Below are 18,564 nucleotides of genomic sequence, written 5' to 3' on the forward strand. Positions count from 1 at the left end.
TCGCAAATTTTGAATAAATTTAAAAAGGTCGTTTCTTACGAATTAAATAATATAGTCCACTCGCATCATCATAAGCGGACCAATTAAGCTCACTCTGACTAATATTACTATTCAAAGGGATAGCAAAAAAATAAAAGGTGTCAAAATAAATGCGAAGATGTGTACGATCTGGACACATCTCAACTTTTTTTATTTTTTTCTCTACCCAAGGAGGCTGCACATTTGTCTCTACATCATGAATGGCAACTTCGATTTTTTCATTTAAAAACCGTTCGACATCCTTAATGATCTCCACAGCTGCCGCACCCTCTCTTCGTATTTGGATAAATGTACATTTGGTAGCCTTGGAGATACTTCCAAAACTTATCTCCTGCACGCTCTTCCAAATAGTGAAGGGTCTCGTCTTCAGAATTCCATGGACCCATCCCCTTCACTTCCGCTATCACAATATCTGCACCTTCTGCCGTTTTTTCTTCTAAGTACCAATTGACTTTGATACCTTGAAAAAGATCCTTCAATAGCCCTTCTATTTCAGTAGCAAAGCTACCTTGCTCTTCTCGTACAAAGCAAAAGTCTAAGTATGCTTCACTGTTCACGAGCGCTCGCCACCTTTTTTCCGATCACTTTTATATACAAATAAAGCAATAGGAAACAGAATTATATTCAGGCACATATAAATTAAAGTATTTACATAATTTTCATAGAAAAATTGATGAACCATCTTTTGAGTAAAAACGATGTTTAGCAATAAAATTCCACATAAAATAGCAACACTCATATAATTACGCTTCATAACGTTTCACCCTTACTGCAAAAATTGCACCGTCTTCTACTTTCACTTCGATTTCCGGTAATGGTCTTCTTGGTGGTCCAGCGGTTGGTGCACCTGTTTCAACATCAAATTTACCATGATGGCATGGACAAATCATTTCGTTTTTATCTTTCACCCAAAATACAGGGCATCTTAAATGAGTACAGGCATTTTGATAAGCAACAAACTTCTCTTCCCCTAGGCGAATTAATAAAGCACTGTCATGTTCACCTGGAAATGCGAACTCCACCGAATCACCAATCGCAACGGCATTTAAATCAGCAATTTTTTGATGTGGATATTCTTTACTTTTTAAACCTAATAATTCTTTTGCTGCTACCGCTCCCCATGGGAGGGAGGATACCGCGAATACACCTGCTGCACCCACCAATGTTTTCATAAACCCTCTACGGTCAAGCTTTCTTTCGTTATTACGATTTATATTATGAGTATAATTATCTTCATCAAACGGGATTCGGTTATTTTTATCCGTCATGAAAAATCCCTCCTATTAGAAATGCGGAAGCGGCTTGCTCAGCCCCGACAAGCAAATGCTTCGACACCCGGAAAGTCGTTCTTTGACTTTTTGGGTGGCGAACATTTGACCTCGAGGGGCTAGCCGCTGGAGCTGGACAATCTAAAACAACTTAGTAATACCCTGTAAAATACCAGGTAGATTCACTCGTACATTTGTTTCATTTTCTAAATACGGGTTGCTTGCTACCCATTTTCCATCGTTAGCCATATTATAAGCATGTTTCTTGTTATCTATTTCTTCATCAGTTAACCATTGTAAAGTATTTGTTGGGCACACACTTGCACACATTGGAGGAATGCCATCTTTACTACGGTCAATACATAGGTCACATTTATACATTAAGTTTTGTTCTGTATCAAATTTCGGAATACCATATGGACATGCGATTGTACAGTTTTGACATCCGATACATTTTTCTACTAACGCTGATAATACAGCACCTGTTTCATGAATTTGAATCGCTTGTGCCGGACAGCTTCTCGCACATGCTGGATTCACACAGTGAAGGCACATGAGAGGCATTGTCTGTCTATTTACAAGTGGATTGACATCATAAACATAGTTACGGTTTCGTTCTTCATGACCGCCACATTGTGTACATGCAGCTAAACATGAGCGGCATCCGATACAATTGTCTAGTTCAATATATAACCTCTTGTTCATTTTACCTGCACCTTCTTCATTTCTAGTTTTTCGATTTGTGCTGCACATGCTTTAAATTCAGGCATTCTTGAATATGGATCAAGAGCACCGATTGTTAAGAGATTAATAGATTTTTCATGGCCCCAGTGGTAAGGAACAAAAACGGTATCCTTCCGAATGGCCTCAGTGATTTTTACTTTATAAGTTGTTTCTCCTCTACGAGTATAGAGACGGACGAATTCTTCGTGCTGAATATTGTATTTTGCTGCAGTTTCTGGATGTACTTCTACAAATGGATCAGGACACATATCACGTAGGAATTGAATTCTTCTTGTCTGATTCCCCGATAAATAATGGTAGACAACACGTCCAGTAGTTAAACGTAATGGGTATTCTTCATCTGGTTCTTCTGCGGAAGGTCGGTATGGCAGTGCAAAAATTTTTGCTCTTCCATCTGGATGATTGAACTTTTTATCCAAGAATAAACGTGGTGTTCCAGGATCATTTTCATCTTTACATGGCCAGAACACGCCGTCTTGCTTTTCAATTTTTTCCCAAGTTACACCGTAGTAATCAGCCGTTCCTCCTTTAGAAGCCACACGAAGTTCATTAAATATGTCCTCAGAAGTTTTCAAGTGAGAAAAATATTTGCCACGTCCCATTCGCTCGGTAATTTCTATTTGAATCTGCCAGTCAGGCTTTGATTCGCCTAAAGGCATTTGTGCTCTATTAATCTTTATAATCCGTCCTTCAACATTTGTAGTTGTCCCTTCATCCTCTGCCCAAGTTGTTGTAGGAAGCACAACATCAGCAAATTCAGCAGATTCTGAAAGATAAAAATCTACACATACCATGAAGTCAAGGTTTTTCAACTGCTCCCGAACATAATTTTGATCTGGTGCAGAAACAGCAGGGTTTGAACATAATAGGTATAAAGCACGTATGGTCTTCTGTTCCATTAATCCAAACATTTCAAATGCGGATACACCCTCTTTTGGCATTTCTTCAAGTTCAATACCCCATACCTTTGAAACATATTTTACGTGATCTGGATTCGCTATTTTACGATATCCAGGTAGCGCATCGGCTTTTTGCCCATGTTCACGCCCCCCTTGACCATTTCCTTGTCCTGTAATAGTAGCAACACCCGATTTAGCACGACCAATCTTCCCTGTAACAAGTGCCATATTTGTATAGGCAGAAACGTTATCTACTCCTTTAATTTGTTGCTCAATCCCTCTAGCAAACATGACAATCGCATTTGGAGCTTTTCCGTACAATTCTGCCGCCCGAATAATTTTCTCAGGTGCCACACCTGTGATCGAACTCGTGTACTCTGGTGTAAATTCTTTTACTAGTTCCTTTGTTTCTTCAAAACCATTTGTATGGTTTTTAATAAATTCTTCATCTATATAGCCATTTTGAATTAATATATTTAAGATTCCATTTGCTAGCGCAAGGTCTGTACCTGGTCTTAAATCAAGGTGAAGATCAGCTCTTCTGGCAACTGGTGTTTCCCTTGGATCAGCAACAATTACATAGCCACCTCGTTCTTGAATTGCCCAAACCCTGAACATCATAGTCGGATGACATTCAGCGGTATTACTACCAGCAAGAAAAATACAGTCCGTTTCATGTACATCGGTCCAGGGAATTGTTGAACCTCTATCAATACCCAATGAGCGATTTAAGCCACCTGCTGCACTAGCCATACAGAATCGGCCATTATAATCAATATAGCGCGTTTGAAGTCCGACACGAGCAAATTTCCCGGTTAAATAACACTTTTCGTTTGTCATTGAAACACCACTATATACTGAGAGTGAATCTTTACCATAATTCTCTTGAAGCTCGGTGAATTTCTTTACGATAAGATCGTATGCCTCATCCCAGCTCGCTTCACGGAAACCATTTTTCGTACCTTTTAACGATTGATCATCGCGAATTAATGGTTTTAGTAAACGATCATTACTGTTTACCTGCTGGTAAGCAGTAACTCCCTTCGGGCACATCTTTCCTAAAGTTACCGGCCAATCATATCGAGGCTCAACCCCAATAATCTTGTTTGTTACTGTATTTACCCTTAAGTTCATCCCACACTGCATCGCACAATAGCTACAGTGTGTCTTGACTAATGTTTCATTTGGATGGTTTAAGTTATCAATATCTTTAAAAAATTTATCTCTTTCATTCATAAATTTATCCCTTTGCATTCTGGTTTGCCTCCTTAACCTTCACTTGATGTGTAGGAATTCCTGAAAATTGTGCGATTCTATATTTACGGCGACATGGTAAGCAAAGCTCTGCTAAATGGAAGCCTTCTTTCATCCCAAATTGTATATCATTGACGCCTAATACGTTCATGACGTCATTGGATTGTTCAATTGAAACAAAGTGATCACCGCATACTTTACATGCCTTTGGCGCTTGTTCCATATAATGCTCACGATAGTTTTTCGCAAACACGCTCATTGGACGGAATGGAATATGTGCTAGCTTTCCAAAAGGTAGGTAAATTAAAGTGATTACAACCGACCATTGGTGGATAAGGGACATGATTGGCTGTCCTTCGCCGTGTAAGAAAATATTCATAAAAGTTAATGCTAATCCTGTAAGGCTGACAAGTAATAACATGTATAGTGGTAAAAAGTCGTACATAAAAGTTTGTTCTGCTCTTGCCTGCATATTTTTCAAGCGGCGGTATAGTACCATACATACACCAGCGATTACCATGACTGCTGTGATATTTAAAGCGTTATATGACAATTGAGCGATAATACCTTCAGCTGGTACTGTCATAACTTGAATACCCATAAAAATGATGTTGTACATGCCGTTATCATCCATAGTGAAGTACATCCAACCGAACACTAATGGGAAAGTAACAAAACAAGAAAGAATACATCCCCAACCAATTAAAATATGTTGAGTCCAGCGGTATATTCCTCGATTCCAGATAAAACGGTAGGTCACCAAATGCTCGGTAGACGTTTTCGGTGTGCTTTTTCTAAATAAAAGCTTTAAACCCTTTTTAATAAAAACTTTCGTTGGTGGTCTTTCACCCCAAGCGATAAATCGGTAAAAGAAACCACCGATAAACACGATTGTTCCAACCATATATCCGTATAAATTTAAGTCAACATGTGTGAACATGCGCGTTCCGATAAAACTTAAAACCGCAAGCCCAAGAACACTTAGAAACATTGATTTGGCAAAATGTGAAGCAAATGCATTGTTAATGGATTGATCTGCTTTTTTATTAGTAGAAGTAGTCGCCTGCATCGTAATCCTCCTCAAAAAATAACACTCACTTGTTTGATACTATAATTGTAAGAGGTCGTGCCTGTTTTCATATATCGGGGAACTCCCCCATCGTAAGGGGAAAAAACCCTTATCGGGCTCTAGATTATGTCTAAATTGTTACAAATACGAAAAGCAGAAAGTGCCTGGTCGACTAAGAACGCCACGTCCTGTAGCAACGTAGACATTGGTACATCCTGTACGTCGGAGCTCGACATTCTTTTAACGCTTTAAAGTGACGGGGGTCAGTCCCCCGTCACTTTAAAGCGTTAAAAAACACCTCTTAATTGTAGGTTTCCCTACTTTCAAGAGGTGTTCAATGGCACTTATATCATTATGACGCTTGTTCTTCGTCTGCTTTATATTCTTTCTCCCAGTACTCGGCATTTTTTATGCCAAGCTTTTTAGAATTAAAGACTGGGTCGAGACCTTGACGTTTTTGTTGCTCATAATCTTTTAACGCGGCTAATGCAGGCTTTGCCAAAATGACAATAGCAATCATATTGATCCAAACCATAATTCCTAATCCTACATCTCCAAGTGCCCAAGCTATGCCAGCTGTCTTAACTGCTCCCCAGAAGGTAGCGGCGAGGATAACTACCTTTAACAGGAACATCGCAACTTTATTATCCTTCCCACGCATTAAGTAGGCAATATTTGTCTCTGCCATATAGTAGTATGCCATAATCGTCGTAAAAGCGAAGAAGAATAAAGCGATTGCTACGAACCCTGCACCAAATCCTGGTAAAGAAGAATCAACAGCTGCTTGTGTAAATGCTGGACCAGCCTCTACCCCTTTTAACTTTTCAACAATAAATCCACCATCTGGATTTGCTGTATTATACATTCCTGTAAATAAAATCATAAATGCTGTTGCCGAACAAACTAATAGTGTATCGATATAAACAGATGCCGCTTGGACAAGTCCTTGCTTTGCTGGATGAGAAACCTCAGCTGCAGCTGCTGCATGAGCCCCTGTACCTTGACCTGCCTCATTTGAGTAAATTCCACGTTTAACTCCCCAAGAAACTGCCATCCCGACAATCCCACCGAAAGCGGAATCTAACGCGAAAGCGCTTTTAAAAATTAAGGCGAAAACACCAGGTAACTCTGAAAAATTCATAACAACAATAATAAGTGCCACTAACATATAGCCAAGAGCCATAAATGGTACGACATATTGAGCCACTGTTGCAATTCGTTTTACCCCACCAAAAATGATTAATCCCAATAGAAGAATAATTCCAGCACCAGAAACGTATGGACTAATTCCAAAGGCATTTTCTAACCCTGCAGCAATAGAATTGGACTGAATGCCAGGCATTAATAAACTCATTGCTAAAAGGGCTGATACGGCAAAAAGGACTGCAAACCATTTAATTCCTATTCCTTTTTCAATGTAATAGGCAGGACCTCCACGATATTGTCCATCTTGTTTTACTTTATAAATTTGAGCTAAGGTTGATTCAATAAAAGCACTACTTGCTCCAATAAAAGCAATTGCCCACATCCAAAATACAGCCCCGGGCCCACCCATTGCAATGGCGGTTGCTGTACCAGCAATATTCCCCGTCCCTACCCGACCAGATAGAGCGATTGATAAAGCCTGAAAAGAGGAGACGCCAGCTTTAGAGCTTTTCCCTTGAAACATTAATACAACCATTTCCTTCAAATGCCTGACTTGTAAGAAACGAGTCAAGATGGAAAAAACTAAGCCGACACCTAGCAATGTGTAAATGACAGGCGCACTCCACAAAACTCCATTCAAAGAATTAATAAAACTCTCCAATTAAACTCCTCCTTTTTAATAATTCAGAATTTTCTACACATTATGAATTATAAATTAAATAGACAAATAAGACAATCTATAAAATATAACTATCATGAAATATTTTCCACATATAAGTGGATACTATCGCATATTTTAGTATTTTTACACAAAAAAAAGGATCGGAAATATCCTTTCCGAACCCATTTTTGATCATTCTTATTTATGTATAGGGAGAAAATTCTCAAAAAAGACATGTAGGATAAAGCTCGGCATTAATATGATAAGAACATGCAACAATAGTTTTTCCACAATCATTCGCTCAGCCCCAACCTTAGTACTATTTCTATATGATAAAATACGACAAATTCTGGTAATATCCTTTAAAAAGATTGGTTCGCTGAACTTTTCCACAATTAAAAGAAGCCTTCATTCCTCAGGAATTCTTCAGCCTCTACTATCCATATTAAAATGCTAGAACATCTTTTATTATTTGAAGATCTTTTAATAACATCTCTCTGCTATCTTCAATGACTATTCCTTCTGCCAATTTGAGAGACTTGTTATATGACTCGATTGCATCTTCTTTCTGGTTTAAAGTCATATACGCTCTTGCGATTGCCTCATAGGCATAAGCAAGATAGAATGGTGCAATAGATGCATCTTCACTTATGTCTTTACAACGATCGGCATAAAATAGCGATTGCTCTCCATTGCCAATAACGGCGTAGACTCTTGACAATTGCCAATAACCAATCGACAGATTCGTGGGAGTATGATCTTCTACCTGTGTCCAATGCCAAAAGGATGTGTGGGCAAGGTGCACCATCTGTTCTTCTTCCTCTCGACTTCTTTCCGACATATCTAGAAAATCCCATACTCTATTAAAACATTGACTAGCTATTTGCTTATGACTCTCGATTGTTTTCACTATTTACCGCTCCCTACACTAAAATTCTCATTGTATAATGCTACTCGATAAGGGTAAAGTTGTGCCGTCATGATTCCACCCTTAACCGTTGGGTCATTTTCCATAATTGTTCGGGCAGCTTCTTCACTATCCACTTGTAAAATAACAATCCCAAAGGTTGTTTCGTCCAAGTTATCGGTTTTCCCTGCCATGATTAATTTATTTTCCTTAAGTAACTCCTGTAAAACTTTAAAGTGTTCATATACCATATTATTTTCTTTATCCGTCCAGTTCGCTTCATCAAGTAATTCTGGAATCAACTTTAATTTATATAGAAATTGCATCCTTTTACCACCTTTTATGATTTTGAAAAAGCAAGAAGCCATTGGCTTCTTGCTTCCCTCACTAAATTACAAAATTCCCTTTTTCAAAGACAGCAACTTCCTCGTCGTTCCATGTAAAACCTGTAATCTTAAGATCTTCAGTCCCAAACATAAAGTCGACATGTGCAAGGGAATCATTTACACCTGCTTGCTCTAATTCTTCTTTACTCATCTTATCGCCATTTTCGATACAAACTGGATATGCCTTTCCAAGCGCTAAATGGCAAGAAGCATTTTCATCATACAACGTGTTATAGAATAAAATATTTAAATTTGAGATCGGTGAATCGTAAGGTACTAGAGCTAATTCTCCTAAATAACTCGCCCCTTCATCCGTTTCGATAATATTTTTTAATGTCTCATATCCTTGTTCCGCATGGAAATCCACTACTTTTCCATCTTTAAATACAAGGGAGAAGTTTTCAATTAGTGTACCATTATGATTTAGTGGCATCGAACTAACTACTTTACCGTTAACACCTGTTTTCTTTGGTACAGTAAATAATTCCTCCGTTGGAATATTAGCAACAAATTCAACTCCATCAGGAGAAAACTCAGAGCCGCCTAACCAAATATGACCTTCCGGAAGCTCCACATGAAGATCTGTACCTAAAGAGTTCTGGATATGTAGAGATTTCAGTTTCTTTTCAGCAAAAAAGTTTCTTCTCTGCTTTAAATTTCGACAATGCTCTGTCCATGCAGCAATTGGATTCTCTTTGTCTGCACGAACCGATTGAAAAATAACTTCCCATAAGCGGTCAATAGCTTCTGTCTCAGTGGCGTCAGGAAATACCTTTTTAGCCCATGAAGCTGTCGGAACAGAAACGACACACCAACGGTTCTGATTATTCATCCGTCTTTCGCGGTATTCTCTAATAGCTGTTCCAAGTGCCTTACTTGCCTTCATGATTCTTTTTGGATCAACATCCTTCATCAATTCAGGATCAGATGCATGAATATTAACGAAAGCTGCCCCTTCTCTAGCATAAGACAAATAAAACTCCTTTTGCCATTCAGGTACGGTTTCTAAAGTCGCCTCAGGTGCAGATAAATATTTGATCCGTGAAAGCTCTTCATCCTCCCATCGAACGACGACGTCCTTCGCACCTTCCTCATAAGCACACTTGGCAACAAGTTTTGTAAACGAAGCTACTTCAATTGGGGAAAATATAACTAACGTTTGGTCTTGCTGAAGGTTTACTCCAGTTTTAACGATTAAACGTGCATATTGTTCTAAATAGTTTGTCATAATAACCTCCTGAATTTATGTATTATCCTTATTTAATTCCTCTTCGATTCCTGCTATTCCTTCTATTTTATTAAAAATTAACAATCGTCACACAGCTAAACTACTTTTTTTCAACTGACTTTCATAAAGCTCATTATAAAAGCCATTTGCTTCAAGCAATTCTGAATGACTACCTTGCTCAAGTATACGACCATCTTTTAATACAAGAATACAATCTGCTTTTTGAATCGTATTTAAACGATGGGCAATGACAAAACTAGTTCGTCCTTTAAGTAAACGATTAAGTGCCTCCTGAATTTTTAATTCTGTTACAGTATCAATATTACTTGTTGCTTCATCCAATATTAAAATTTTTGGATTGGCAACGAGGGCACGGGCAATCGAAAGTAGTTGTCTTTGTCCTTGGCTAATTCCGCCCCCATCCTGATTCAGAACAGTTTCATATTGATTCGGGAGTCTCATTATGAAAGAATGCGCATTTGCTTGCTTAGCAGCCTCCTCAACCTCTTCGTCACTTGCATCCATCCTTCCATAACGTATATTTTCCCGAATGGTCCCTTGAAAAAGAAATGGATCTTGCAAAACGAAAGCCATGTGTTCCCGAAGATTTTGACGACTTACTTTCGAGATAGGAACTCCATCAATATAAATTTCTCCGCTACCTACTTCATAAAAACGAGAAAGAAGATTAAGAATGGTTGATTTACCTGCACCAGTTGGGCCTACTAAGGCCATCGTTTGACCTTGTCTTGCATGGAAATCTATATTTGCTACCGTGTCTCCCCCTGCTTCATATGAAAAAGACACATCTTTAAATATTACTTCACCTTTAACATCATTTAACTGATCGAATTGGCTCCCTTCCTGTTCCTCTTCTTTTTCATCTAGTATTTCGAACACCCTTTCTGCACCTGCAACAGCAGACAAAAGAGTATTAAACTGGTTGGCAAGATCATTTAGCGGACGAGTAAATTGTCTAGCGTATTCGGTAAAAATCACCATTACCCCAACAGAGATAAAGCCATTTAGCGCCAGTACTCCTCCAATTCCCGCAATAATAGTAAAGCTTAAATTATTTAACATATTCATCAATTTTGGAATAAATCCTGAGTATGTTTGTGCCCAAAATCCTGACATTTTTAATCTCGTATTCTTTATTTGAAACTCTTCGATTACTTTTTTCTCCTGGGAAAAGGCTTTAATAATCCGTTGACCTGAGATCGTTTCCTCAATAAATCCATTTATATCTCCAATGTTCTTCTGTTGCGCCTTGAAAAGTTCACCTGTTCGATTCGTAATCCATTTCATTCCAAGAAACATAACTGGAACGATGATTAATGTAACAAGTGTTAAAAGCGGACTTAGCCACAACATGACAGACACCGTACCAATTAATGTTAACAAACTTGAAAAAATCTGAATAACGGAGCTATTAAGTGTTGAACTAACATTTTCAATATCATTTGTCATTCGGCTCATTAATTCTCCGTGCTGTCGCTTATCGAAAAAGGATATCGGCAAACGGTGAAGATGCCGGAATAGGCTTGACCGCAATGAATAAACCGTTTTTTGAGCAATTCCAATCATCCAATAATTTTGCAGCCATAAGGAAAGGGAATATAACAAATAAACAGATGCAAGAGAAATTAATAAAAGCGATAAACCATCCTGCTTTCTAGCCACTATGTAATCATCCACCGCTTGACCAATCAAATAGGGACCTAGTAAGCCGAGCGCAGAACTTGCTACTACTAATAATAAAACGATGGTTAAAAGACTTTTTTGATAAGAAAGTAGCGTCCAGATCCTCTTTAAAGTTAGTGAAATATTTTTGGTTTTGGGTCGTTTTTTTAACTTCTGCTTTTCGTCTTTCTTCTGACTTGAAACGATTTTTTCATATTGGAAAGGTTTTATTAACTCCTTAAGCATGTTTATTTTCCCCCTCTCCAAATTGCGAACGGTAAATTTGCTGATAAAGAACAGATTCCATTAAAAGCACTTCATGTGTGCCTTTAGCTATTAACTTCCCATCTTCGAGTAATAGTATTTGGTCAGCTTCTTTTGCTGTGCTGACTTTTTGCGTAATAATAAAGGTCGTACATGTGTACTTCTTTAATGCAGTTAGTAACTGTGATTCTGTTTTTAAGTCTAGGGCACTTGTACTATCATCAAGAATTAATATTTTCGGTTTACGAACTAATGCTCTAGCTATTGAAAGTCGTTGTTTTTGTCCCCCTGAAAGATTAACCCCTTTCTGCCCGATACGGGTTAAGTACTGTTCAGGTAATTTCATGATGGTTTCATGAATTTGCGCATCCTTTGTTGCTTCCAGCATTTCCTCAGTTGTAATATCTTCTTTTCCCCAAGCTAAATTTTCTTTTATCGTTCCTATAAAAAGGAAGCCTTCTTGCGGGACCAAACCAATTTCTCTACGAAGATTTTCGAGTTCAAAGTTTCGAATGGAATCATGGTCTATGTAAATGGAGCCTTGATCTGTTTCATACAAGCGCAGCATCAATTGAATTAATGAAGTTTTTCCCGATCCTGTAGCTCCCATAATTGCAATGGTTTCACCAGGATGAGCAATAAAAGATACATCTTCCAAAACGGGACGTGATATCCCAGGATAACGAAATGAAACTCTATCAAACTCTACTTGCCCTTCAACATTTTTCAATGGTGATTGCTTATTGTTATTTTCTAAATGGTCTTGCTCGACCATTAATATTTCACTGATCCTTTCTGCTGAAGCCTTCGCACGTGAAAAGACCATTACAATCATCGAAAGAATCGATAATGCAGCTGCTACACGAGTTCCATATTGAATAATGGCAACTACTTCCCCAACCTTAACACTTCCATTATTTAAATCGATGATGCCATACCATAGGACAAAAATTAAGCTTAAATTCATAATCAGCATTAAAGCAGGCATCGTAAATTCAATTAGTCTTAAAGCAGACATTGTCCGCTTCATTAAATCTTCATTTGATTGACGGAAGCGATCTTCCTCAAGTTTGCCACGAAAAAAAGCTTTAATAACTCTCATTCCCGATAGATTTTCACGCATCACACTATTTAATTGATCAAGCTTCCCTTGGACAGATTTGAATAAACGGCCTGCTCTTTTCATAGCCCAAACAAGAAATACAATTAGAAAAGGAATAATAACAACAAAAATAAGTGCTAATTTAACATTTACCATTAAAGCCATTACCACACCACCAAGAACAAGTAATGGTGCTCGCAGCATAATTCTCAAACTCATGAAAACAATATTTTGAACTTGAGTCACATCATTAGTCATCCTTGTAATTAAAGAGGATGCTGGATAACGATTTAAATAAGCAAAGGAAAAAGCTTGAACTTTCATAAACAATTGGTTTCTAATTTCATGACCAAAGCTTTGACTAGTATGAGCTGCATAAAAGGAATTCACGATTCCTGCAGCAAAGGATAATAGAGAAATGCCCAACATGATCCCGCCCCACATTAAGACCACCGATAAATTCTTATGCATGATCCCTTCATCAATAATTTTTGACATTAAAAGTGGCTGCCATAACTCCACCATTAATTCCGCCAGCATTAAAGTTAAGGCAATTCCAATATGAAGACGAAAAGGTTTTAAATGAGAAAATACTTTTTTCACAAACATTTCACCTATTTTCTACTATTCTTTGATAAACGAATATCTTGAAGTTTATATAATGTATCATACCTTTTTCCAGCCATTTTTTAAATAGTTTGAATTATAATACAATAAAAATAGGATGGCTCGTTAAAACGAGTCCATCCTATTTTTTACTCCATCATGTTCACTAATTTTTTATTAATAAGTAATAAAATCAATCCTAAAACGATGACAGAAAAACCAATGACACTAAATACTTGCAAGTATCCTAATGATTCGGTAAATGCAGCTAGTTGTCCAGCTAGTATATTAGCTATGCCTGTACCAGCGAGCCAAACACCCATTAATAAGGAAGCAAGTTTCAATGGAGCGAGCTTACTTACCATCGAAAGTCCTACAGGTGATAAACAAAGCTCACCGAGCGTGTGAAGGAAATAGGTTAAAACAATGAAAATCACATTTGCTTTACTTGTAATCGCTGCTTCATTACTACCCGTATGCATAACAGCCGGAATTAAGACAACGAATCCAATCCCTAATAAAATCATACCAAGTGCCATTTTCATTGGAATTGGTAAATCTCCTCTTTTTGTATTAGAGAGCTTTACCCAAAGAGCAGAAAGTATCGGTGCTAAAATAACAATAAATAATGGGTTTAAAGACTGGAACCATGAAGTTGGTACTAGCCAACCACCTACTTCTCTGTCAACAAATTTATCAGTATAAAGTGTTAAAGAACTACCTGCTTGTTCAAATCCTGCCCAGAAGAATACAACAAATGCTACTATAATGAAAATGACAGCTGTGCGTTTCTTTTCATTTGTTGTTAAAGGGGCATTTGACTTAGTTTTTGTCGTCGTATTTTTAGTTTGAATTGGACTTTTCCCTATATCACCAAGGAATTTCTTGCCTAATGAATTAAATAGAATTTGCCCAACAACCATTCCAATTGCTGATGCCAAAAATCCATACTTAAAGCCAAAATGCATAACTCCATTAATATTTTCCTTGAAAAGATCTTCCGCTAAGAATCCAACTAATAATGGAGCAAAGAATGCACCAATATTTATTCCCATATAGAAAATCGTAAACGCAGCATCTTTTCGTTTATCATTTGGTTTATAAAGCTCACCAACAAGTGTTGAAATATTAGGCTTAAAGAAACCGTTTCCAATAATCAATAACGCTAATCCTGTATATAAGCCTGCTTTACTATTCATAGCAAATAACGCGAAGTTACCTAACGCCATTGTAATACCACCAATAGTAATGGCCAATCGTCTTCCTAAATATTGGTCAGATAACCAACCACCTACAATTGGTGTGAAATATACTGCACCTGTAAAAAATCCATACAGACTAAGCGCGGCACCTTCTTTGAAACCTAGCCCACCACTAACTACCGCTGTAGTTAAATATAGAACTAAAATTGCTCTCATCCCATAATAGCTAAAGCGTTCCCACATTTCAGTAAAGAATAATAAATATAAACCGGGAGGATGCTTTTTTGACTGTTCCATTGACAGGGATTCATCATGTTGTATTTTCGTAGCTGTACCCATTCATAAACCTCCTATAGTGATGAAAAGAATTTGTAGCAGTAATAATTTTATTTAAAATTATATGAATATAATATCAAGTTTCTCATTTATAGGCTATAAGTTATATAAAAGTCTTTTTTATTAGGTAATTCATAATAATAAAATAATTAATTCGGAATATTTCCATTGTATATACCTATATTACTATAACAAGAACACTCAAAATTGCACAACTATAGTATGTACTTGATATATATCAAGGATGTATATCGAATAAAAGATTATGCTAGAAAAAAGATATGAGGGGAGAATTTGTTAAGCATGTTAAACATTCAAAGAGAAGGTTCAAAGGCAATTATCGATGCGCGGGATTTAATTAAGCAAGGAATCCATCCAAGAGGGGAAATTATCGAATTTATTAAAAGTGCTGAAGTAGGGACTATTATTGAGGTCCACCTCCCTCTCCCCGGTCAACCACTTATTGCTGCAGTAGAACAGCTCGGGCTAAATTGCGTCCACAACGAAATTGAACCCGATCATCACCGCATACTCATTTTAAAAATTTAACGCGTTAACGCATCGGGGGACTGACCCCCACCGCTTTAACGCGTTGGTTGGTCAGTCCCCTGCATAGTTATTCTGCCATTTCTTTTAGTTTGTCTACATTGAGTAGGTGAATTCCTCTGCGTCCGTCTAGATTTATTACATGAAGGGTTTGAAGATGGACGAGTTTACGACTTAATGTTTCAGGTGTTGCCCCAATCAATGATGCGAAATCCTTCTTCGGAACGGGTAGTTCAAAGTATTCTTCTTTGTTTTCTTTTTCAAAAAACAGGAGCAGAGCTTTCGCCAATCTACGCTCTACTTCAAGTAAACTTATCGTTCCAATCCATTCGTCGGCCATTTGCAAAAGTTCACTCAAAGCCATCATAAAATTCATCGCCATTACAGGATTCCGTTCTAAAATGAGCTTGAAATCATTTTTTTGCAGATGACATACAGTTGTTTCTTCTAGTACTTCTGCATCTGCATAATGTTTCTTATTCTCCATTAACGAGTATTGTCCGATGAAGTCTCCTGGAAATAAAATTCTAAGAATTTGTTCCTTCCCCTCATCCGACACTTTCGACACTTTAATCGTTCCTTTATGAACAACAAACAAGGTTTCTGAAGGCTCGCCTTCGCGAAAGATATATTCTCCTTTGTGGTAAGTTTGACTTTTCACAACTTGATTAAGTGATTGGACTTCCTCATCACCTAATCCTTTAAACACAGGAACAGATCGAACACATGAATCTGTTTGATGATGTTTTTGACAACACATATACGCCACCTCTGAGTTTCAATATCTACCTTAAAGGATAGACTATTTTAGGAACGTCCACAGTGTCACATATCACCGAAATGAATAAATTTCTTTCGTAATTGATTCATATCAATTACAATTCTCCAGAATCTCGGTACCATTTATCTGTAATCATTACATTGAACTTTGGAGGTCTTGAAAATGAAAAAAAAGTCACTTCAAGAACATCTAGAATATAACGAAAATCAATTTACAAAGCGAATTATTTTTAAACATGGAGAAAGTACTGTATTTGTCCTCAACTTTATGCCGGGTCAGAAATTACCGGCCCATAAACATCCTGGGACAAATGTATTTATTTTAATATTAAATGGAAATGGGACTTTTACCATTGATGGTGTAGAGACTAAAGCCAAAGAACGAGAAGTCATTCATATTACTAGCGAAGAAGAATTAGCTTTCCATAATACCGGGGCGGAACCCGCAAGTCTTTATGTAATGTTAAACAAAATTCCTGATGAAAGATATGCCCAAAATATTTGAGACTAAATGAACAGTAAAAAACCTGAGCCATTAAACTGGCTCAGGTTTTTTACTATTTTGATTATTATTTCTTACCTTCATTTGAACTATAGTAAAATGATGCTGTGATTGATCCATCTGCGTTTTCTTTAATATCTGTTACATGGATACCCGAATCAGCAGGAGTTGCTCCGTTCCCTTTCCAGAAGTAGTAAGACCCTGTATGAACATTTGAAGAATTTGGTGTAATCTTCGCTCCTGTTCTGAAGAAATCTCCAGAATCTCCACGGTTAACATTCTTCTCTAAATCGTATTTCCCATCTGCTTGTAATACCGACAAACCATAATGCGTGACGATTGTACCATTACTCGCTGTTTCAAATTGGTTGTATTGGAATCGCTTATTATTCCAGTTCTCAACGTTATTCGGACGGAAGCCCGCTGTTTGATATAAGTTAATAATATTTTCATCCACATGCCACGCCATTAAACCGTGAGAGTCCGCACCTTGACGCACCAACCCTTTATTGAAGCCATCTTGCTGAACATTTTCAAACAAGAAGTATTCTGTCCCATTAGAACCTGGAACTTGCATTTTAACAATTCCATCCCCTGCATTTGCTTTATTAATCGCAGGTAAAGTTATTGTTTGTACACCATCTTCTGGTCTTACTTCTTTTGGCTCCGCCCACCCTAAGAAAATCTTAGAAAATGGATCAAAATGAGTAGGAGAGTTTCCTGAATAAGCACCATGATTCGGATAACGCATCCAAGAACCACCCGCCATCATTGAATAGTTTCCTACACCTTCTGATGTATAAGCCGTATCATAGAAGTCAGGGAGTCCTAAAGCATGACCAAATTCATGAGCATAGACTCCCGCTTGTGCAGGGTAAGGACCCGTCTTCGATGCTTCATCGTATCCACCTGTCACCGCATTAAATCCAGCTACGTTTCCGCCAATTGCCGGTTGAATATTATAGTTATTAACGACTACTCCATCAAAAGTCATCTCTTCTTTGACTGTTTTATCAATCCAATCCGATTGCTCCATTCCAGCATACACATCTGCCGGTTTACCCGTTTCATAGTATTTTCCGTAATATAGGGCACTTAATAGGCTCCATTTATGAGACCAGAATTGTGCTGGATCACTACTCCATTCCGCACCTGTTCCTTCATGTACAACGAAAACATTTGGAACTTCACCATTTTCAGCGTATTTTGAGAAATCAATTTGGGAATCTGCCGCTTTAAGCAAATCACGAATGAATTCACCTGTATGTGCGTCCCCATTGACATTTCCATATACATACTTCCCATTCTCAGCATATTTCCCCTCTTGATCTAAATAGTAGGAAGCCCCCTTTGGTAGCTCAACCCATACAAATTCTGTATTTTCTTTACGTACCAAATTGATTCGACCATTACTAGATTCTTTATAAGCATTTTGCATCGTACGGTCAGTCGGAACCTTCACACCATTGTATTCGGCATATTGTTTAAATTCATCAAGTTCATAAGGGTTATATTCTGTTCCAAAAATAAGATCTTCATAATAATGAGCTGGAACCTGTCCTTGTAAATCCCCTATTGGCTCATCACCGTCTTTATACTTTGCAAGTATTACTAGTACAGGGACATCTCCTTGTGCCTTTCTATAGGAGACAAGATTATCACCAGGCTTTTGAAATTTCGAACCCTGGTTGGCCACTTTTTCAGCAGGGTCTACCTTCGATAAATCCACTTTCATTTCCTTCGCTTTTTCAGCTAGTTCAGGAGCTGCACCCACAAAATGAGCTAAACTTAAATCGTATGTACCACCTGCTTTTGCCGGGGCCTTGTAAACGCTAAAATAAAGTGAACAGTTTTTGCTCACTTCCAATGAACACTTTTCACCTAATAAATTCTTTCCTGTAAACTGATTTTATCAGCTATAGGGGGAACATAATGGAGGAAA

General features: G+C 37.7%; 18 protein-coding genes. 2 read left to right on the top strand and 16 right to left on the bottom strand.

The window, feature by feature from the left end:
- Nucleotides 1-19: 19 nt before the first annotated feature.
- The 14 genes from ACFSO7_RS14225 to ACFSO7_RS14290 all read right to left on the bottom strand — a co-directional run bounded on the left by ACFSO7_RS14225 (nucleotide 20) and on the right by ACFSO7_RS14290 (nucleotide 14,797).
- Entirely contained in the window at nucleotides 20-295 is a 276-nt protein-coding gene (locus ACFSO7_RS14225; protein WP_377877986.1) for a hypothetical protein, read from the bottom strand.
- Nucleotides 282-596, bottom strand: coding sequence for a hypothetical protein (locus tag ACFSO7_RS14230; protein ID WP_377877987.1), 315 nt, complete (start codon nucleotides 594-596; stop codon nucleotides 282-284). The genes ACFSO7_RS14225 and ACFSO7_RS14230 overlap by 14 nt, the downstream gene beginning before the upstream one ends.
- Nucleotides 593-793 carry a hypothetical protein gene (locus ACFSO7_RS14235; protein WP_377877988.1) on the bottom strand — a complete coding sequence of 67 codons (201 nt, stop codon included), beginning with the start codon at nucleotides 791-793 and terminating at the stop codon, nucleotides 593-595. The genes ACFSO7_RS14230 and ACFSO7_RS14235 overlap by 4 nt, the downstream gene beginning before the upstream one ends.
- Nucleotides 783-1,307 (bottom strand): Rieske (2Fe-2S) protein, encoded by a 525-nt coding sequence (locus tag ACFSO7_RS14240; RefSeq protein ID WP_377877989.1) that lies wholly within the window; start codon nucleotides 1,305-1,307, stop codon nucleotides 783-785. The genes ACFSO7_RS14235 and ACFSO7_RS14240 overlap by 11 nt, the downstream gene beginning before the upstream one ends.
- Nucleotides 1,308-1,448: 141 nt before the next feature.
- Nucleotides 1,449-2,012, bottom strand: a complete 564-nt coding sequence (locus tag ACFSO7_RS14245; protein ID WP_377877990.1) for a 4Fe-4S dicluster domain-containing protein — start codon at nucleotides 2,010-2,012, stop codon at nucleotides 1,449-1,451.
- Entirely contained in the window at nucleotides 2,009-4,204 is a 2,196-nt protein-coding gene (locus tag ACFSO7_RS14250; protein WP_377877991.1) for a molybdopterin oxidoreductase family protein, read from the bottom strand. The genes ACFSO7_RS14245 and ACFSO7_RS14250 overlap by 4 nt, the downstream gene beginning before the upstream one ends.
- On the bottom strand, nucleotides 4,191-5,273 hold the full coding sequence (locus ACFSO7_RS14255; RefSeq protein WP_377877992.1) for a hypothetical protein: 1,083 nt from the start codon (nucleotides 5,271-5,273) through the stop codon (nucleotides 4,191-4,193). Before ACFSO7_RS14255 ends, ACFSO7_RS14250 begins: the two co-directional genes overlap by 14 nt.
- Before the next feature lie 352 nt (nucleotides 5,274-5,625).
- Nucleotides 5,626-7,080, bottom strand: a complete 1,455-nt coding sequence (locus ACFSO7_RS14260) for an alanine/glycine:cation symporter family protein (RefSeq protein WP_377877993.1) — start codon at nucleotides 7,078-7,080, stop codon at nucleotides 5,626-5,628.
- Between the two features lie 445 nt (nucleotides 7,081-7,525).
- On the bottom strand, nucleotides 7,526-7,990 hold the full coding sequence (locus tag ACFSO7_RS14265) for a tetratricopeptide repeat protein (protein ID WP_377877994.1): 465 nt from the start codon (nucleotides 7,988-7,990) through the stop codon (nucleotides 7,526-7,528).
- Nucleotides 7,990-8,313: a YciI family protein gene (locus ACFSO7_RS14270; RefSeq protein ID WP_377877995.1), complete on the bottom strand. Its 324-nt coding sequence runs from the start codon at nucleotides 8,311-8,313 to the stop codon at nucleotides 7,990-7,992. Before ACFSO7_RS14270 ends, ACFSO7_RS14265 begins: the two co-directional genes overlap by 1 nt.
- A 61-nt stretch (nucleotides 8,314-8,374) precedes the next feature.
- Complete coding sequence (locus tag ACFSO7_RS14275) at nucleotides 8,375-9,601, bottom strand: aminopeptidase (RefSeq protein ID WP_377877996.1); 1,227 nt, start codon at nucleotides 9,599-9,601, stop codon at nucleotides 8,375-8,377.
- 87 nt (nucleotides 9,602-9,688) lie between these two features.
- Nucleotides 9,689-11,530 carry an ABC transporter ATP-binding protein gene (locus ACFSO7_RS14280; RefSeq protein ID WP_377877997.1) on the bottom strand — a complete coding sequence of 614 codons (1,842 nt, stop codon included), beginning with the start codon at nucleotides 11,528-11,530 and terminating at the stop codon, nucleotides 9,689-9,691.
- Nucleotides 11,523-13,253: an ABC transporter ATP-binding protein gene (locus ACFSO7_RS14285; protein ID WP_377877998.1), complete on the bottom strand. Its 1,731-nt coding sequence runs from the start codon at nucleotides 13,251-13,253 to the stop codon at nucleotides 11,523-11,525. The genes ACFSO7_RS14280 and ACFSO7_RS14285 overlap by 8 nt, the downstream gene beginning before the upstream one ends.
- Before the next feature lie 152 nt (nucleotides 13,254-13,405).
- Nucleotides 13,406-14,797: a peptide MFS transporter gene (locus tag ACFSO7_RS14290; RefSeq protein ID WP_377877999.1), complete on the bottom strand. Its 1,392-nt coding sequence runs from the start codon at nucleotides 14,795-14,797 to the stop codon at nucleotides 13,406-13,408.
- A 300-nt stretch (nucleotides 14,798-15,097) separates the two neighbouring features.
- Between ACFSO7_RS14290 and ACFSO7_RS14295 the strand changes: the two genes are divergently transcribed.
- Nucleotides 15,098-15,343 (top strand): amino acid decarboxylase, encoded by a 246-nt coding sequence (locus tag ACFSO7_RS14295; protein ID WP_377878000.1) that lies wholly within the window; start codon nucleotides 15,098-15,100, stop codon nucleotides 15,341-15,343.
- Nucleotides 15,344-15,410: 67 nt separating this feature from the next.
- Here ACFSO7_RS14295 and ACFSO7_RS14300 read toward each other — a convergent pair whose 3' ends face one another.
- Nucleotides 15,411-16,100: a Crp/Fnr family transcriptional regulator gene (locus ACFSO7_RS14300; protein WP_377878001.1), complete on the bottom strand. Its 690-nt coding sequence runs from the start codon at nucleotides 16,098-16,100 to the stop codon at nucleotides 15,411-15,413.
- Between the two features lie 183 nt (nucleotides 16,101-16,283).
- On the opposite strand from ACFSO7_RS14300, the gene ACFSO7_RS14305 reads away from it, so the two are divergent.
- The gene (locus ACFSO7_RS14305; RefSeq protein WP_377878002.1) at nucleotides 16,284-16,625 is read left to right on the top strand and encodes a cupin domain-containing protein; all 342 of its coding nucleotides are present in this window, start codon (nucleotides 16,284-16,286) and stop codon (nucleotides 16,623-16,625) included.
- 64 nt (nucleotides 16,626-16,689) lie between these two features.
- Here ACFSO7_RS14305 and ACFSO7_RS14310 read toward each other — a convergent pair whose 3' ends face one another.
- Nucleotides 16,690-18,483, bottom strand: a complete 1,794-nt coding sequence (locus tag ACFSO7_RS14310) for a M6 family metalloprotease domain-containing protein (RefSeq protein WP_377878018.1) — start codon at nucleotides 18,481-18,483, stop codon at nucleotides 16,690-16,692.
- Nucleotides 18,484-18,564: the final 81 nt, after the last annotated feature.

Source organism: Bacillus sp. CGMCC 1.16607 (assembly GCF_042683745.1).
Taxonomy (GTDB): Bacteria; Bacillota; Bacilli; order Bacillales; family Cytobacillaceae; genus Pseudoneobacillus.

Bases quoted from the DNA above. Each gene is read 5' to 3' on its own strand.
- ACFSO7_RS14235 (WP_377877988.1), bottom strand. From the start codon at position 793: ATGAAGCGTAATTATATGAGTGTTGCTATTTTATGTGGAATTTTATTG.
- ACFSO7_RS14240 (WP_377877989.1), bottom strand. From the start codon at position 1,307: ATGACGGATAAAAATAACCGAATCCCGTTTGATGAAGATAATTATACT.
- ACFSO7_RS14245 (WP_377877990.1), bottom strand. From the start codon at position 2,012: ATGAACAAGAGGTTATATATTGAACTAGACAATTGTATCGGATGCCGC.
- ACFSO7_RS14250 (WP_377877991.1), bottom strand. From the start codon at position 4,204: ATGCAAAGGGATAAATTTATGAATGAAAGAGATAAATTTTTTAAAGAT.
- ACFSO7_RS14255 (WP_377877992.1), bottom strand. From the start codon at position 5,273: ATGCAGGCGACTACTTCTACTAATAAAAAAGCAGATCAATCCATTAAC.
- ACFSO7_RS14270 (WP_377877995.1), bottom strand. From the start codon at position 8,313: ATGCAATTTCTATATAAATTAAAGTTGATTCCAGAATTACTTGATGAA.
- ACFSO7_RS14275 (WP_377877996.1), bottom strand. From the start codon at position 9,601: ATGACAAACTATTTAGAACAATATGCACGTTTAATCGTTAAAACTGGA.
- ACFSO7_RS14280 (WP_377877997.1), bottom strand. From the start codon at position 11,530: ATGCTTAAGGAGTTAATAAAACCTTTCCAATATGAAAAAATCGTTTCA.
- ACFSO7_RS14290 (WP_377877999.1), bottom strand. From the start codon at position 14,797: ATGGGTACAGCTACGAAAATACAACATGATGAATCCCTGTCAATGGAA.
- ACFSO7_RS14295 (WP_377878000.1), top strand. From the start codon at position 15,098: ATGTTAAACATTCAAAGAGAAGGTTCAAAGGCAATTATCGATGCGCGG.
- ACFSO7_RS14300 (WP_377878001.1), bottom strand. From the start codon at position 16,100: ATGTGTTGTCAAAAACATCATCAAACAGATTCATGTGTTCGATCTGTT.
- ACFSO7_RS14305 (WP_377878002.1), top strand. From the start codon at position 16,284: ATGAAAAAAAAGTCACTTCAAGAACATCTAGAATATAACGAAAATCAA.